We start from the raw sequence: 13746 nt of genomic DNA on the forward strand, positions 1-13746 counted from the left end.
GAACCGGACATGATGCAAAGAGGGTGAATGGCCAAGAACGTGACCCCGATCCGCAAGGACCGCAAGCGGAACCCGGAAGTGACGCGGGCCGCCATCCTGAACGCCGCCCTTCAGGAGTTCAGCGAGGTCGGCCATTCCGGCGCGCGGGTAGACCGGATCGCCGCGCGGGCCGGGGTCAGCAAGCCGATGATCTACGACTATTTCGGCGATAAGGATGCCATCTATGCCGCCGCCCTGCGCGAGGCCTATGTGCAGATCCGGCAGGGTGAGACGACCCTGAATCTCGACCAGTTGGCACCGGAGGAGGCGATCCGCGCGCTGGTCAATTTCACCATGAACCATTTCTGGCACAACCCCTGGTTCCTCCGGATGCTGAACACCGAGAACCTGCTGGGCGGTTCGACGATCCGCGAACTCGACGACGTGGCCGAGATACAGTCGGTGCTGCTGCGCCGCGTCGAGGAGGTCCTGCGCCGGGGCCACGGCGAAGGGTCGTTCCGGTCCGAGATCTCGCCCGTGGAGCTATACATCTTCATCGCGTCGGTCTGCTGGTTTCCCATTTCCAACATGCACACACTGCGCGTGGTCTTCCGCGCGCCGATCGGCGAGGACTGGCTGCACGACCATGCCGCCAAGGCCGCGAACATGATCGTCTGCTACCTGAAATCCGCCGATCCGGCCGGTTCCTGACGCGTTTCGCCCGCACGCCTTTCCTTTTGCCGATGGGCAGGCCCGGCTTCGGGCCAGACCTGCCGCCATCGCGGCGGTCGTGGCTGCGTGCCCGTGGCCCGTGCGCCGGGCCGGACTCCAGCCGCGCGGCGCGGCCGGAGTTGACAGCCTTTCACTAACCTACTAATTGGTAGATTAGATATTGCCGACGCGTGGGAAGGGCGCGGCATCGCCGCGGTCCGGCATGTCCGGCGACGGCGCTTGGGGGAGGAAAGTCAATGAAGCCAGGAAAGACACCATGACCACACATCGCATCGGCATCATCATGCACGGCGTCACCGGCCGTATGGGCATGAACCAGCACCTCATCCGTTCGGTCCTCGCGATCCGCGACGAGGGCGGCATGCTGCTCAAGACCGGCGACCGGCTCGTGCCCGATGTGATCATCGTGGGCCGCAACGAGAAGAAGATCGCCGAACTTGCCGCGCGCCACGGGGTGGAGCGCTACACCACCGATCTCGATGCAGCGCTGGCCAATCCCGACGACATGATCTTCTTCGACGCCGCCAGCACCAAGATGCGCCCCGGTCTGCTGCGCAAGGCCATCGACGCCGGCAAGCATGTCTATTCGGAAAAACCGGTGTCGGAGAGCCTGGAAGAAGCCGTGGCCATCGCGAAACATGCCAAGGCGGCCGGCGTGAAGAACGGCATCGTGCATGACAAGCTGGACCTGCCGGGGCTGATCAAGCTCAAGCGCCTGCGCGACAGCGGGTTCTTCGGGCGAATCCTGTCGGTGCGCGGCGAATTCGGCTACTGGGTCTTCGAAGGCGACTGGATGGCGGCGCAGCGCCCGTCGTGGAACTACCGCAAGCAGGATGGCGGCGGGATGGTGTCCGACATGCTGTGCCACTGGCGTTACGTGCTCGACAACGTGGTCGCACCGGTCAAGGCCGTGTCCTGCAATGCCGTCACCCATATCCCTGAACGCTGGGACGAAAACGGCGCGCGCTACGACGCCACTGCCGACGACGCCGCCTATGCAACATTCGAGCTGGAGGGCGGGATCATCGCCCATATCAATTCGTCCTGGTGCACGCGCGTGCGGCGCGACGACCTCGTGACGTTCCAGATCGACGGCACCCATGGCAGCGCGGTGGCGGGCCTGCACACCTGTTACAGTCAGGCGCGGGTCAACACGCCCAAACCCGTCTGGAATCCCGACCAGAAGCAGACCATGAACTTCTTCGACGACTGGGTGGAAGTGCCGGACAACACGATCTTCGACAACGGCTTCAAGGTCCAGTGGGAGCAGTTCCTGCGCCACGTGGTGGAGGACGCGCCGTGGTCCTACACGCTGGAAGAGGGCGCCAAGGGCGTGCAACTGGCCGAGTTGGGCTATGAGAGTTCCGCGAAGCGCTGCTGGCTCGACGTGCCTGCGCTCGACATTTGAATAGGGCGGCGACATGGCACGACTGATCCTTCCGACAGCGGATGGCGGGACCGCACCGCTGGACATCACGGCGGGCCCCATCCCCGCACCGGGCGGCGGCTGGACCCGCACCGCCTTTGCCGCGGCGCATGTGGTGGCCGACCCGCTGGCTGCGATCGACCCGGGCAACGGCGTGGCCATCGACTGGGACCGCACGCTGGCCTTCCGGCGGCACCTGTGGTCGCTCGGGCTTGGCGTGGCCGAGGCGATGGATACCGCGCAACGCGGCATGGGGCTCGACTGGCCGACATCGCTGGAGCTGATCTCGCGCAGCATGGATGCCGCGCCGGACGGGGCGCTGATCGCCAGCGGCGCGGGCACCGACCACCTGGCGCCCGGCCCGGACGTGACCGTCGACGACGTGATCGCCGCCTACGAGACGCAGTGCGAGGCGGTGGAGGCGACCGGCAGCCGCGTCATCCTGATGGCCAGCCGCGCGCTCGTGAAGGCCGCGAAAGGCCCCGAGGATTACGCTCGTGTCTATGGCCGCGTGCTGTCTGGGCTGCGGCAACCGGCGATCCTGCACTGGCTGGGCGAGATGTTCGACCCCGCGCTGGCGGGCTACTGGGGCGATGCCGACCACATGGCGGCCATGGACACGTGCCTGTCCATCATCGCCGACAATGCCGGCAAGGTGGACGGAATCAAGATCTCGCTCCTGTCGGCGGAAAAGGAAATCGCCATGCGCCGCCGTCTGCCCGACCGCGTCGTCATGTATACCGGCGACGATTTCAACTATCCCGACCTGATCCGGGGCGACGACCTTGGCTATTCGCACGCGCTGCTGGGGATCTTCGATCCGATCGCCGGGGCGGCCTGCCGCGCGCTGAACGCGCTGGCCGCTGGCGATGACGCGGCTTACGGCGCTGCATTCGACCCGACGGTGCCGCTCAGCCGCCACATCTTCAAGGCGCCGACCCGGTTCTACAAGACCGGGGTGGTCTTCATGGCCTACCTGATGGGCCACCAGGATCATTTCACCATGGTGGGCGGGCAGGAAAGCGCGCGCTCCACCCTGCATCTGGCCGAAGCGATCCGGCTGGCGAACGCGGCGCAGCTTTTCACCGACCCGGAGGACGTGGTGCGCCGGGCTAGGCCGGTGTTCCAGGCGCGTGGGGTGGCGGCATGAGAACCCTGTCCGCTGCCGACCTGTCGCTGAACACCGCCACCGTGTCGAAGCAATGGGACCTCGCACAGTGCATCGAAGGCTGCGCCTGCCACGGTATCGGCGGCATATCCCCGTGGCGCGACAAGCTGCAAGCCTGCGGCGTGGACCGTGCCGCGAAGCTGATCCGCGATGCGGGGCTGCGCGTATCGGGCCTTTGTCGCGGAGGCTGGTACACCGCCGAGGGCGCGCTGACGCAAGCCGTGATCGACGACAACAGGCGCGCCGTGGACGAGGCCGCCGCCATCGGCGCGGAGTGCCTCGTCATGGTCGTTGGCGGGTTACCGGAAGGGTCGAAGGACATCGTGGCCGCGCGCGAGATCGTCACCGAAGGGCTGGCCAGCACGCTGGACCATGCCCGTGCCGCGGGCGTGCGCGTGGCGATCGAACCGCTGCACCCGATGTACGCCGCCGACCGCGCCTGCGTGAACATGACGGCGCAGGCGCTGGATATCTGCGACAGGCTGGGAGACGGGATCGGCGTGGCGCTCGATGTCTATCACATCTGGTGGGATCCGGACATCGCCGCGCAGATCCGGCGGGCGGGCAAGGACCGGATCCACGCCTTCCACGTCTGCGACTGGATGAACCCGACGCAGGACATGCTGCTGGATCGCGGCATGATGGGCGAAGGGGTCATCGATATCCCGTCGTTCCGGCGGATGGTCGAGGCCGAGGGCTTCGACGGGCTGGTCGAAGTGGAGATCTTCTCGTCCCGGAACTGGTGGACGAGACCGGGCGACGAGGTTCTGGCCGCGATGGTGGCGGCGCTTCCCGCGATCTGACCGGCTGCGCGGGGCAGCATCGTGGATGAAGCCGCGCCCGTCGCCGCGCTGTCGGATGGCACGCTCGGCAGCGCCGGACCGGATGTGTTCCGCGACGAGCCGGACCCGATCCGGCCCCGGCACCGCTGCCGAATGCCACGCTCCATCCGCATGATGCCAGCGGGACGGTGGAAACGCGGGATGCCATGGCGCAACTGTTGGTGGACGGTCTTTCGGCCCATTGCGCGGGCCGGCCGCTGCTGACGATCATCGTCAGGACAGCATTGGCCGCTCATCCCCGCCCGGCTGAGCGGTTCCGCGGGCGGAGCGGCGTGTCCAGTCGCGCAAGCGGACGATCTGGCGCCACCTGCGCGCCAGGCCGTTCCGTGCAGGGTGCTTCCGGGCCGGCGCACGCATCGTGCAAAAGGTGCCAAGCATCGGTCGCCCCCCCCGCGCCCTATCCACCGGCGCCGGAGCGCAGCAAGACCGCGCCGGCCGTTTCCGCGCCATGGCATGCACCGCGGCGCCTGGTTCGGTTCGCGGCCCCAGGGCCAGCGGGAGACACGCGGCGAGAACGATCCCGCAGCGTGGTTCCGGAACTACCCCCGGCGTGCCAGCAGTTCCGCGTGCAGCGCGGGGTTGGCCGCCAGGATGCCCGGAGCACGCGGGTGCGGGCGGTTGAAGCTCAGCGCCGCGCCGTGCTGGTCGGTCGCAACGTGTCCGGATTCTTCCAGCAGAAGCATCCCGGCGGCGAGATCCCAGTCCCAGATCGGCATCGGCGTGAAGGCGGCGTCGAAGCGGCCCTCGGCCAGGGTGGCGAGCCGATAGGCCATCGGGCTGCGCTGCGTCGTTTCCATCGCCGGGGCGCCGCCGGGCCAGTGCGCCGCGTCCATCAGCGTGCGGCGTGCGAGGATCGTGCCGCCTTCGGGTGCTGTGCGCGGGCTTGCGGCAATGGCCCTGTCGTTGAGCGTTGCGCCATGCCCGCGCGCGGCGGTGTAGCACTTGTCCATCTTCGGCATCAGCACCACGGCGGCGGTGATCTGTCCGGCATGGGCCACGGCCAGCGCATGGCCCCAGTCCCGTCCGCCCGCGATGAAGCCGCGCGTGCCGTCAATCGGGTCCACGATGAAGATCGTATCGCGCGACAGGCGCGCATCGGTGTCGGGCGTTTCTTCGGACAGCCAGCCATAGTTCGGGCGCGCGGCGGTCAGGCGGTCGCGGAGCATGGTGTCCACGGCAAAATCGGCCTCGGTCACCGGGCCGGCCTCGCCCGGCTTGTCCCAGACCTGGGGGGATTGTCCGAAGTAGCCGAGCGCGAGATCGGCGGCGGCACGGGCAGCGTCCAGCAACAGCGCCAGGTCGGCGCGCGGATCAGGTGCCGGCAATGGTCATGTCCTCCACCAGCAGCGACGGGATCGGGCGCGACAGGTGCGCCCGGGCGTCGTTGGCGGGGATGATGCGGCGCAGCATGTCGCGCAGGTTGCCCGCGATGGTGCATTCGTTGACGGCAAAGGCGGGCGTGCCGTTCTCGACCCAGATGCCCGATGCGCCGCGGGAGTAGTCGCCGGTGGTCGGGTTGATGGTGGACCCGATGAGCGAGGTGACGATCAGACCGGTACCCATCTGCGCGATCAGGTCGTCGCGGCTACGTGGACCGAGCGTGATGGCGAGGTTCCCGGCGGCGGGCGATGGCGGACCGGACGGGCCGCGGGTCGCCGACGCGGTGGAGGCGAGCCCCAGCTTGCGCGCGGTGCCGAGGTCGAGCACCCAGCCCGTCAGGCGCCCGTCCGCGACGATGGACCGGCGGGCCGTCGCCAGCCCCTCGGCGTCAAAGGGGCGGGAACCGGACACGCGGCGGCGGTGCGGATCCTCTATCAGGTCCATGCCGTCGGGCAGGACGGGTTCGCCCATGGCATTCAGCAGCCAGCTTGCGCCGCGGGCGATGGCGGTCCCGTTGATCGCCGCGGTCAGGTGTCCGATCAGCGATGCGGCGATGCGTTCGTCGAACAGGACAGGGTAGCGACCTGTGCGCGGCTGGCGGGCGCCTGCGCGTGCGAGCGTGCGTTCGGCGGCGATGCGCCCGATCGTGGCGGGGTCCGTCAGGTCGGCGCGGTGGCTGCGGGCGTCGCCGTGATAGTCGCGTTCCATGCCCGTGCCGGTACCGGTGATCGCCACGCAGGACAGGCTGTGCGAGGTGCGCGCATAGCCGCCCTCGAACCCGTTGGTGGCCGCGAGATACATGGACCGGCGCGAAAAGCCGGCGCTGGCCTGGTCCACCTGTGAAATGCCGGGGACGTCGCGGGCCGCGGATTCGCAGGCCAGGGCCGCGTCCTGGAGGCTGGCGGCGTCGGGGTCCCCGTCAGGGTCTTCGAGGTCGAGCGACGTGCCTGCGCGGTCCGTGGCAAGGGTGTCCGGGTCGGCCAGGCCGATTGTCGGGTCCTCGGGCGCCTCGCGCGCCATGGCGACGGCGCGTTCCGCCATCGCGGCGAGCGTTGCGGGGGACGTGTCCGAGGACGCCACGCAGGCCTGCCGGTGCCCCATCAGCACACGCAGGCCGATATCGGTTCCTTCGGCGCGTTCCGCTTCTTCCAGCTTTCCGGCGCGCACGCCTATGCCCATGGAGACGCCGCGCATGACGATGGCGTCGGCAGCCTCGGCCCCGGCGGCGCGGGCCGCGTCGAGCAGGGCGTGGGCCAGCGCATCGGGCGCATCGGGGTCGGCGTAGGGTCGTGTCATCCGGGGGTCGCTCCGCTGCGGTCGGGGCAGAGGTAGACCGCTGACGGGTGGGGCGCAAGGCATGGGGGCATGACCGCCGGACCCGGTGCCGCGCGCCGGACGATCCCTACGCCGGATTGCAGGCCGGGGCCGCGATCCGGCGTAGGGATCGTCCGGCGCGGCGCAGTTGCCGCGGGGCGGTCAAGCGCCATGTTGACCAAGGGACAATCTTGGAGGCGTGCCATGGCCATCGGTGTGCAGGACGACACGGGCGCCACGGACCGGCAGGCGGAAAAGCCGCTGGCCGAACGCGCCGTTGAGGCGATCATCAAGACGCTGGAGCGGCTATTGCTGGTAGTCGTGGTGGGCATGACGCTGGCGGCCTCCGCGGCCGAGGTGCTGATCGTGATCGAGACCCGCACGGTGGACCTGGGCGATATCCTGCTGATGTTCCTCTATGCCGAAGTGCTGGCGATGGTGTCGGTGTTCTACACCGGTCGCGGCTTGCCGATCGTCTTCCCGATCTTCATCGCCATCACGGCGCTCGCGCGTCTGATCGTGTTGCAGGGCAAGGAAATGGACCCCGCCAACATCCTGATCGAGGCGGGCGCGATCCTGCTTCTGGCGGTGGCCGCCGTGATCCTGCTGCGTTTCGTGCGGCGGGGCGGGTGATCGCCCTGTCCGCTAGCGCAGCTGCGTTCCGTTCACGACAAGCCCGCCACCGGGCAGCAGTTCGATCCGCGAAGTGAAGCTGTCGCCTTCGCCTTGCGTCGCGAACATCCCCAGCATCATCTGCGCGCCCATCGCCTGTTCCATGGTCATCGCGCCCGCGCCGATCGCCTGTTGCAACAGCCCGTTCAGGCCCATGGCCCGCAGGTCCATCGCGCCCACGGTCTGCGCCATGTCGGGCACGCCCATCGGCCCCGCGGGAATGTCGAACGCGCCGTCGCCCGCAATGCGGGCCGTACCCAGTTGCAGAGCGATCTCGGAGATACGGACGGCGCGGGGCAACAGGCCGGGCAGGTCTTCCGCCGCGTCTGCGTCGGGGCTCTCGAGATCCGCCTCCGCCCGCAGGGTCGCGGTACCGGGTTCGCGCGGCAGCGCCCCCATCGGGTCGATCAGCGCCCAGAGCCGGTCATCGGGCACCACACCGCCAAGATCGAGCGAAAGCGCGGCTGTCTGCATCCCGTCGGCGGGTCCGGCGGGCAGTGACAGTGCCAGTGCCGCGCTGTCCGTCGCCACGCCAAGCGGCCCCTGCGGCAACAGGCTGCCGCTCAGCGTGGTGGTGAATCCGGTGACCTCTGCCGCGTAGTCGGTGCGCGTGCCGGTCATGGTCAGGTCCAGCGTCGCGGCGTCCTGGCGGCTGTCGGATTCGAAGCTGCCCGAGGGACCGCTGCGCAGGCTCACCGCCTCGGACGGGCCGCCGGTCATCATCGCTTGCAGGGACCAGGCGGCGGGGTCGGCCGCGTCCTCGGTCAGGCTGGCACGCAGGGTCGTATCGGACTGGGTGGCCGTGCTGCGGATCGTATCGCCGGTCTCGGGATCCGTCGCGGTGATGTCGCTGGCAAGCCGGTCCGCGCGCAGGTCCGCCGCAAGCGGCCCGCCGCCCCCAAGTCCCGACAGGGTGCCCGCAAGCCCGGCCAGGTCGATGCGTGCCTCTGCCGGGACCGGCTCGCCGTCCTGCGTGAGCGACACGAGCGTCAGGGCCGCGCTGTCCGCCGCCAGGGTCCAGAGTGGTGCCGCGGCATCGCCCGACGCCGTCGCGCCGAGCGGTCTGTCGCCCAGTTCCAGGACGGCCTCCATAGTCTCGCCGTCCGGATCGTCCGCCCCCGGCGTGGTCGTGACCGTCAGGGTGCCGCCCGCGGGCAGGGTCACGCGCACATCCGCCCCGTCCTGCGCAAGATCGAGCCTTCCGAAGCCGACAGTGATCGTGCCTGTGCCCAGCGGCCGCGTGATCGTCAGATCCGACAGCCCGAGCGTGCCGCCCGGTTCCACGGTCGCGTCCAGCGTGTGACCGGCCGTGCCCGCCCGGTCCTGCCAGGCCTGCCACAATCCTTCCGGCGTGATGTCGGCGATGGCCGGCGTCGCAGCCAGGGCGGCGCAGAGGGCGGCGCAGAGGGCGGTTGCACGCAGGATGGCACGCGGATGCGTCATGGTCTGGTCCTTCGCTTCGGCCCGCGGTCGGGCCATCGGTGGGGCGTGCATTGCACATGCTGTCCGGCTGGGCCAAGGTCGCGGCGCGTCCGGGCATTGCGGCGAAGGTGGCGCAGGCGCGGGGCAAGGGCAAGGGCGGCGACCGGGACGGATCGAAGGCATGGGCGGAATGACAGGAAAAAGCGTTCTGATAACGGGGGCGAGCCGGGGCATCGGCGCGGCGGCGGCGCGTGCCTTCGTGGCGGCGGGGGCACGTGTGGCCATGGTCGCGCGGGACATGGACCGGCTTGCCGATCTGGCCGGGGAGCTGGGGCCCGATGCGCTGGCGATCCCCTGCGACGTCGCGCGCTACCGCGAGATGGAAGCGGCGGTCGAGGCGACGGTGACAGCCTTCGGCGGGCTCGATGTGCTGGTGGCGAATGCGGGGGTCATCGCGCCCATCGCCCCCTTCGGCGCGACCGATCCGGAGTCGTGGCTGCGCACGCAGGAGATCAATCTTGGCGGCATGTATCACGGGTTGCGGGCGGCGTGGCCGGTGATGGCGGCGGCGGGTTCCGGGCGGTTCGTGTGCCTGTCCTCGGGGGCGGCATCCCGCCCGCTGGAGGGCTGGTCGGCCTATTGCGCGTCCAAGGCAGGTGCGCAGATGCTGATGCGCGCGGCGGACCTGGAAGGGCGCGCGAAGGGCATCCGCGCCGTGGGGCTGAGCCCCGGTACGGTGGACACGGACATGCAGGGCGACATCCGCGCGAGCGGGATCGGTGCGATTTCGCGGATGGCGCGGTCGGAGCATGTTTCCCCCGACCTCGTGGCGCGCGCGCTTGTGGCGCTGGCGGGCCCTTCGGGCGATGCGTTTCTCGGGCAGGAGGTATCCCTGCGCGACGCGGGCGTGCGCGCTGCGCTGGGGATTGGCGCGTGATCGCGCTCGAGCGGGAAGGCGCGCTCTGGCGGGTGGTGCTCGACCGGCCCGACAAGGCCAACGCGCTGACACGCGACATGCTGGCCCGCCTCGCGCAGATCGCGCAGGAGGCGCAGGGGCAGGCACAGGTGCTCGTGCTGACGGGGCGCGGGCCGGTATTCAGCGCGGGCGCCGATCTGGACGCGGCGCGCGCAGGGCTGGCGACCGATCCCGTCTGGGAGGAAGCGTCGGGCGCCATCGCCGCGTTCGACGGGCTATCCATCGCGGCGCTGAACGGGACGCTGGCGGGCGGCGCCTTCGGGATGGCACTGGCTTGTGACCTGCGGGTCGCGGTGGAGGGGGCGAAATTCTTCTACCCGGTGATGAAGCTGGGCTTCCGGCCGCAGCCGTCCGACCCGGCCCGGCTGGTGGCGCTGGTCGGCCCCGCACGGGCCCGGCTGATCCTGATGGGTTCGGTGAAGCTGGGGGCCACCGAGGCGCTCGACTGCGGGCTTGTGGATCGGGCGGTCCCGACGGATGGGCTGTCCGCGGCCGTGGCGGAACTGTCCGCGGCAGCGCTAGGCGCTGCACCCGACCATGTCCGGGCGATCAAGGCGATGACCCAAGTCTGATCCGCGCGGTCACAGCCCCCGCTGTTGCGGGGATGTCCACGCGGCGCAACCGTCTGCCATGCCGCCGAAGCAGCCGCCGTGCGGCACGCCGGGTCCGCCGCAGGCAGGACCCGGACAGGGGGGGCGGCGTTCAGCCGAGGCGCGGCGCGTGGTGCCCTGTCACCGTCTCGTTCGCCAACCAGGCGGCGGCGGACTGCCCGGCGCGGCGCCCCGTGGCAAGGCAGGCTGTCAGCAAATATCCGCCCGTGGGCGCGTCCCAATCCAGCATCTCGCCCGCGCAGAAGGTGCCGGGCCGCGCGCGGAGCATCAGGTCCGCGTCCAGTGCCGCGCGCGTCACCCCGCCCGCCGTGGAGATCGCCTCGTCCAGCGGGCGGAACCCGGCGTGGCGCACGGGGATGGCCTTGAGAAGTGCCGCGGCCGCGGCGGGGTCGTCGGGCAGCGGCCCGGCCCATTCCCGCGCAAGCGCCATGGCGGCGGGCGCGAGATGCAGCGCCCGCCGCAGGTGGTTGACGCGGCTCTGCTTCCCGCGCGGTCTTGCCAGCCGGGCGGCTGCCGTTTCCGCGTCGAGATCCGGCAGCAGGTCCAGGGTCACGGCATGGCCCGCCCGCACCGCGGGCCCAATGGCATAGATGCCGCCACCTTCCAGCCCGCGGGCCGAGACGACGAATTCGCCCCGGTGGCGCGTGCCCCCTGCCACGAGCGCCACGCCCTTCATCGGTGCGCCGAAATGGCGGGCCATGTGACCGGACCAGTCCACCCGCAGCCCAGCGTTCGAAGGCTGGAACGGTGCGAGGCCGATGCCTGCCTCGGCCAGCGGCGCCGTCCACGCCCCGTCGGATCCGAGCCGCGCCCAGCTTCCGCCACCCATGGCGAGAACGGTGGCATCGGCCAGCACCCGGCGCGGTCCTTCGGGCGTGTCGAACCGGGCCGCGGCGCCGTCCCAGCCGTTGAAACGCCAGCGGGTTCGCATCGTCACGCCAGCTTCCGCGAGCCGTGCCAGCCATGCGCGCAACAGCGGCGAGGCTTTCATCGCCACCGGGAACACCCTTCCCGTGGAGCCGGCGAACAGGGGCTGGCCCAGCCCCTCGGCCCAGGCGCGGGCCTGCGCGGGGCCGAACGCCGCCAGCATCGGTTCAAGCCAGTCCGCGCCTTCGGTGTAGGCGGACGTGAAGGCGCCGTGCGGCTGGTCGCGGGTCAGGTTCAGCCCCGACCGGCCCGCCATCAGGAACTTGCGCGCCACCGAGGGCTTGTGATCCACCACCAGCGCAGGCACGCCCGCCGCAGCCAGCGTCTCGGCAGCCATCAGCCCCGCGGGTCCCGCGCCGATCACCAGTGCCGCCACCTGTTCCGTGGCCTTTTCGGGGGCTTGCCTGTCCGCCATGCCGTGCCATCCTTTCCGCCATGCCCGCCTATCCGCCCCTGCCCGATCCGGACCCGGTGTGCCCGCTTTGCGCACGGCCCATCCCGCGCGGCGCGAAGCAAAGCGTGCATCACCTGACGCCGAAGCTGCGCGGGGGCAAGGGCGGGCCGACCGTGTTGCTGCATCAGATCTGCCACAACGAAATCCATGCGACCCTGACGGAAACCGAACTCGCGCGGGATTACAACACGGTGGCGGCGTTGCGTGCCCATCCGCGGCTGGCGCGCTTCATCGCGTGGGTGTGCAAGCGGCCCGCGGATTTCCATTCCCGCAGCCCCAGTGCGCGGCGCAAGCGATAAGCGGCTTGGACGGAACGATCGCTTAGCAGAGGGCGGCCGCCATTGCCGCGACACGGGCGCGGAGCGCAGCATCGGGCTGCCCGGTGACGGCGGTCGCAAGCGCGCGGAGAAGCAGGCACAGCGCGATCCGGTCATGCCCTGAATCGGACGCGGCACCGCCGCCCGCGACATAGCCCGCCACCAGTGCGTCGCGCAGGGCGGGCAGGTCCGGCGCGTCGGCATGGGGCCAGAGTGCTGCGGCCAGATCCTGCGCGCGCCAGCCCGTCCCGGCCCTTTCCAGCCCGATCAGCCACAGCCCGTCTGCGCCCGCAAGCACCCCGCCGGGATCGTCGCGGAGGATGCCGATCGGCGCGTCGGCCTGCGCGACCCATGCCGCGCGCGCAGCACGGGTCGTGGCGGCCAGCGCCGGGTCGTCGGCGGCGGCGGTATCGGGGACGGCGGGCGCGGGCGGGCGGCGGTCGGGCAGGTGCAGGTCGGCGGGCGCCACCGCATCAGCGGTCAGGTGGAAATCCGCCAGCAGCGCCCCGATGGCGTGCAGGCGCGCGGGATCGCCCGGACCTGCGGGAAGGGCCGCTGCCGGAACCCATTGCATCGCGCTGGCAACACGCCCGTCGATGCTTGCCGCGCGCGCGCCGTCAAGGGTCCGCTGCGGCCATGGCGTGGCCAGCCCCGCATCGGCCAGCGCCTCCGTCAGGCGCAGCCCGTCGTCGATGGCGCGCCGGTCGCTGTCGGGATCGTGGAGCCGCAACGCCACGCGCCGCCCGTCTGCCAGCGGTACATCGAACAGCGGCGACGGACCGGCGCGAACCGGACGCAGCGGACCGGCCGGTGTGCCGAAGGCGCGCGCGGCGGCCCGCGCCGCGGTGCAGGTCGAGCGATCATCCATCGGGATCGACCGGGCCGCGCAGCGCCTTGACCGTGCCGCGCTGGGTCTTGGCCGCCAGCCTGCGGCGTATGCTGCCCTTCGTGGGCTTCGTGGGTCGGCGCGGTTTCGGTGCGACGGTCGCGGCGCGGATCAGTTCGGCCAGCCTGTCGCGGGCGATCTCGCGGTTGCGGGCCTGGCTGCGCGTGTCCTCGACCCGCAGGATCAGCGCGCCATCTGCGAGCCAGCGCCGCCCCGCGAGCCGCTTGAGCCGCGCCTTGACCGGGTCAGGCAGGTTCGGGCTGCGCGCGGCCTCGAACCGCAACTCGACCGCCGTCGAGACCTTGTTCACGTTCTGCCCGCCCGGGCCGGAGGACCGGGTGAAGTTTTCGGTGATTTCCCAATCCGCGATGGAGATGCGGTCGTCGATCCTGAGCATGGTGCCTCCGTCGCTCGCGTGCAGGATGCCCGTGGCGCGGGGCAAGTTGCAAGCGTTGCCGCCACGCGAAAAGGGCCACCCTGACGGATGGCCCTTCGAGACGTTCAGGAGGCGGGGTCGGTCAGGACTCCGTCCAATTCGGGCGGCGCGCACGCCGCAAGGGCTGCCTAGCGGCGGTCCTCCCGAACTGTTCCGACACCTCGCTCCAATACCTCTCTCGACACTGGACCACCTCCTTTCATG

The 13746-nt window shown here is 70.6% G+C and carries 16 protein-coding genes; 10 read left to right on the forward strand and 6 right to left on the reverse strand.

The annotated features are described in order from the left end of the window. Positions 1 to 27: 27 nt before the first annotated feature. From DDE13_RS00595 to DDE13_RS00615, 5 genes are all read left to right on the forward strand, one after another. Positions 28 to 690 carry a TetR/AcrR family transcriptional regulator gene (locus DDE13_RS00595; RefSeq protein WP_111400792.1) on the forward strand — a complete coding sequence of 221 codons (663 nt, stop codon included), beginning with the start codon at positions 28 to 30 and terminating at the stop codon, positions 688 to 690. Positions 691 to 967: 277 nt separating this feature from the next. Then, positions 968 to 2119, forward strand: a complete 1152-nt coding sequence (locus tag DDE13_RS00600; RefSeq protein WP_111400793.1) for a Gfo/Idh/MocA family protein — start codon at positions 968 to 970, stop codon at positions 2117 to 2119. Positions 2120 to 2132: 13 nt separating this feature from the next. Further along, positions 2133 to 3287: a dihydrodipicolinate synthase family protein gene (locus tag DDE13_RS00605; RefSeq protein WP_111400794.1), complete on the forward strand. Its 1155-nt coding sequence runs from the start codon at positions 2133 to 2135 to the stop codon at positions 3285 to 3287. Next, positions 3284 to 4108, forward strand: a complete 825-nt coding sequence (locus DDE13_RS00610) for a sugar phosphate isomerase/epimerase family protein (RefSeq protein ID WP_111400795.1) — start codon at positions 3284 to 3286, stop codon at positions 4106 to 4108. Before DDE13_RS00605 ends, DDE13_RS00610 begins: the two co-directional genes overlap by 4 nt. A gap of 21 nt (positions 4109 to 4129) precedes the next feature. After that, on the forward strand, positions 4130 to 4351 hold the full coding sequence (locus DDE13_RS00615; protein ID WP_235868524.1) for a hypothetical protein: 222 nt from the start codon (positions 4130 to 4132) through the stop codon (positions 4349 to 4351). 335 nt (positions 4352 to 4686) lie between these two features. Here the strand turns inward: DDE13_RS00615 and DDE13_RS00620 are convergent, their stop codons facing one another. Both DDE13_RS00620 and DDE13_RS00625 read right to left on the reverse strand, forming a co-directional pair. Further along, on the reverse strand, positions 4687 to 5472 hold the full coding sequence (locus DDE13_RS00620) for an inositol monophosphatase family protein (protein WP_111400797.1): 786 nt from the start codon (positions 5470 to 5472) through the stop codon (positions 4687 to 4689). Next, positions 5459 to 6823 carry a TldD/PmbA family protein gene (locus tag DDE13_RS00625; RefSeq protein ID WP_111400798.1) on the reverse strand — a complete coding sequence of 455 codons (1365 nt, stop codon included), beginning with the start codon at positions 6821 to 6823 and terminating at the stop codon, positions 5459 to 5461. Before DDE13_RS00625 ends, DDE13_RS00620 begins: the two co-directional genes overlap by 14 nt. Before the next feature lie 222 nt (positions 6824 to 7045). Between DDE13_RS00625 and DDE13_RS00630 the strand changes: the two genes are divergently transcribed. Next, a complete protein-coding gene (locus DDE13_RS00630; RefSeq protein ID WP_111400799.1) occupies positions 7046 to 7474 on the forward strand; it encodes a phosphate-starvation-inducible protein PsiE in 429 nt (142 codons plus the stop codon). Between the two features lie 12 nt (positions 7475 to 7486). Here DDE13_RS00630 and DDE13_RS00635 read toward each other — a convergent pair whose 3' ends face one another. Further along, a complete protein-coding gene (locus DDE13_RS00635; RefSeq protein ID WP_162630810.1) occupies positions 7487 to 8956 on the reverse strand; it encodes a DUF2125 domain-containing protein in 1470 nt (489 codons plus the stop codon). Between the two features lie 50 nt (positions 8957 to 9006). On the opposite strand from DDE13_RS00635, the gene DDE13_RS23530 reads away from it, so the two are divergent. The 3 genes from DDE13_RS23530 to DDE13_RS00645 are packed head-to-tail and all read left to right on the forward strand — an operon-like array spanning position 9007 to position 10483. After that, positions 9007 to 9129 carry a hypothetical protein gene (locus DDE13_RS23530; protein ID WP_268951223.1) on the forward strand — a complete coding sequence of 41 codons (123 nt, stop codon included), beginning with the start codon at positions 9007 to 9009 and terminating at the stop codon, positions 9127 to 9129. After that, on the forward strand, positions 9117 to 9872 hold the full coding sequence (locus DDE13_RS00640; RefSeq protein WP_235868525.1) for an SDR family oxidoreductase: 756 nt from the start codon (positions 9117 to 9119) through the stop codon (positions 9870 to 9872). The genes DDE13_RS23530 and DDE13_RS00640 overlap by 13 nt, the downstream gene beginning before the upstream one ends. Beyond that, positions 9869 to 10483 (forward strand): enoyl-CoA hydratase/isomerase family protein, encoded by a 615-nt coding sequence (locus tag DDE13_RS00645; RefSeq protein ID WP_111400801.1) that lies wholly within the window; start codon positions 9869 to 9871, stop codon positions 10481 to 10483. Before DDE13_RS00640 ends, DDE13_RS00645 begins: the two co-directional genes overlap by 4 nt. A gap of 130 nt (positions 10484 to 10613) precedes the next feature. Here the strand turns inward: DDE13_RS00645 and DDE13_RS00650 are convergent, their stop codons facing one another. Then, a complete protein-coding gene (locus DDE13_RS00650) occupies positions 10614 to 11864 on the reverse strand; it encodes a TIGR03862 family flavoprotein (RefSeq protein ID WP_111400802.1) in 1251 nt (416 codons plus the stop codon). 20 nt (positions 11865 to 11884) lie between these two features. Between DDE13_RS00650 and DDE13_RS00655 the strand changes: the two genes are divergently transcribed. Beyond that, the gene (locus tag DDE13_RS00655; protein ID WP_111400803.1) at positions 11885 to 12202 is read left to right on the forward strand and encodes an HNH endonuclease; all 318 of its coding nucleotides are present in this window, start codon (positions 11885 to 11887) and stop codon (positions 12200 to 12202) included. Positions 12203 to 12224: 22 nt separating this feature from the next. Here DDE13_RS00655 and DDE13_RS00660 read toward each other — a convergent pair whose 3' ends face one another. Together DDE13_RS00660 and arfB are read right to left on the reverse strand one after the other, a co-directional pair. Beyond that, the gene (locus DDE13_RS00660) at positions 12225 to 13088 is read right to left on the reverse strand and encodes a phosphotransferase enzyme family protein (protein ID WP_111400804.1); all 864 of its coding nucleotides are present in this window, start codon (positions 13086 to 13088) and stop codon (positions 12225 to 12227) included. Then, entirely contained in the window at positions 13081 to 13503 is a 423-nt protein-coding gene (gene arfB, locus DDE13_RS00665) for an alternative ribosome rescue aminoacyl-tRNA hydrolase ArfB (RefSeq protein WP_111400805.1), read from the reverse strand. Before arfB ends, DDE13_RS00660 begins: the two co-directional genes overlap by 8 nt. Positions 13504 to 13746: the final 243 nt, after the last annotated feature.

Source organism: Meridianimarinicoccus zhengii, assembly GCF_003254465.1.
Classification (GTDB): Bacteria; Pseudomonadota; Alphaproteobacteria; order Rhodobacterales; family Rhodobacteraceae; genus Meridianimarinicoccus; species Meridianimarinicoccus zhengii.

Excerpts from the sequence above, each read along its gene's own strand:
- DDE13_RS00605 (WP_111400794.1), top strand. The coding sequence starts at position 2,133 with ATGGCACGACTGATCCTTCCGACAGCGGATGGCGGGACCGCACCGCTG.
- DDE13_RS00610 (WP_111400795.1), top strand. The coding sequence starts at position 3,284 with ATGAGAACCCTGTCCGCTGCCGACCTGTCGCTGAACACCGCCACCGTG.
- arfB (WP_111400805.1), bottom strand. The coding sequence starts at position 13,503 with ATGCTCAGGATCGACGACCGCATCTCCATCGCGGATTGGGAAATCACC.
- DDE13_RS00600 (WP_111400793.1), top strand. The coding sequence starts at position 968 with ATGACCACACATCGCATCGGCATCATCATGCACGGCGTCACCGGCCGT.
- DDE13_RS00655 (WP_111400803.1), top strand. The coding sequence starts at position 11,885 with ATGCCCGCCTATCCGCCCCTGCCCGATCCGGACCCGGTGTGCCCGCTT.
- DDE13_RS00625 (WP_111400798.1), bottom strand. The coding sequence starts at position 6,823 with ATGACACGACCCTACGCCGACCCCGATGCGCCCGATGCGCTGGCCCAC.
- DDE13_RS00640 (WP_235868525.1), top strand. The coding sequence starts at position 9,117 with ATGGGCGGAATGACAGGAAAAAGCGTTCTGATAACGGGGGCGAGCCGG.
- DDE13_RS00630 (WP_111400799.1), top strand. The coding sequence starts at position 7,046 with ATGGCCATCGGTGTGCAGGACGACACGGGCGCCACGGACCGGCAGGCG.
- DDE13_RS00595 (WP_111400792.1), top strand. The coding sequence starts at position 28 with ATGGCCAAGAACGTGACCCCGATCCGCAAGGACCGCAAGCGGAACCCG.
- DDE13_RS00635 (WP_162630810.1), bottom strand. The coding sequence starts at position 8,956 with ATGACGCATCCGCGTGCCATCCTGCGTGCAACCGCCCTCTGCGCCGCC.
- DDE13_RS00660 (WP_111400804.1), bottom strand. The coding sequence starts at position 13,088 with ATGGATGATCGCTCGACCTGCACCGCGGCGCGGGCCGCCGCGCGCGCC.
- DDE13_RS00650 (WP_111400802.1), bottom strand. The coding sequence starts at position 11,864 with ATGGCGGACAGGCAAGCCCCCGAAAAGGCCACGGAACAGGTGGCGGCA.